The organism is Caulobacter sp. AP07, assembly GCF_000281955.1.
GTDB lineage: Bacteria > Pseudomonadota > Alphaproteobacteria > Caulobacterales > Caulobacteraceae > Caulobacter.
The window spans coordinates 1-635 of record NZ_AKKF01000226.1 but is presented as its reverse complement, the minus strand read 5'-3'; the positions used below and the strand labels follow the sequence as shown (position 1 = coordinate 635).

1 protein-coding gene is annotated in these 635 nt (G+C 65.0%); it reads left to right on the top strand.

Translation table 11 applies throughout. The features are described from left to right. The first annotated feature begins 281 nt into the window (after positions 1-281). Entirely contained in the window at positions 282-551 is a 270-nt protein-coding gene (locus tag PMI01_RS20360) for a DUF559 domain-containing protein (protein ID WP_007673433.1), read from the top strand. Positions 552-635 lie beyond the last annotated feature (84 nt).

Genomic DNA, 635 nt, shown 5'->3' with positions numbered 1-635 from the left:
CCTCTCTCTATGAGAGAGGGTTCAAGAAGGCCGTCGCCTTCCTTGAAGGCGTGGCCGCCGGGGGCGGATGCGGACTTTCACCAGGAGCAGACGCGACGAAGGTCAGAGAAGGGTGGAAGGTGGACGTCTGAAGCGCCCGCTTCTGATGAAGGCCGCGCACACGGAACCCCTCTCTCTTTGAGAGAGGGAGGGGCCCGCCGCCGCAGGCGGTGGGAGGGTGAGAGGTTCACCCCGGAAAATCCCGATTCCTGTCCCTGGCCGAAAGGACGCTTTGGGCCCTCGTGCGCAACCGGCGCCTGGGCGGGTTCAAGTTCCTGCGGCAGGTCGCGATCGACCGCGACTTCGCCGATTTCGTCTGCGAGGCGGCCAAGGTGATCGTCGAGCTGGATGGGCCGGCCCATCAGGGGCGGGAAGAGTATGACGCCCGCCGCACCGAGACCCTGGAACTGTTCGGATACATCGTGGTGCGGTTCTGCAACGAGCAGGTCCTGGCAGATCCGGCCGGAACGGCGGAAGACCTCCTGGCGATGCTTCGTTCGGACAGGGTGTAACCTCTCACCCTCCCACCGCTTCGCGGCGGGCCCCTCCCTCTCTCAAAGAGAGAGGGATCCCGAATGTCCGCTCAGGGTCGAAAG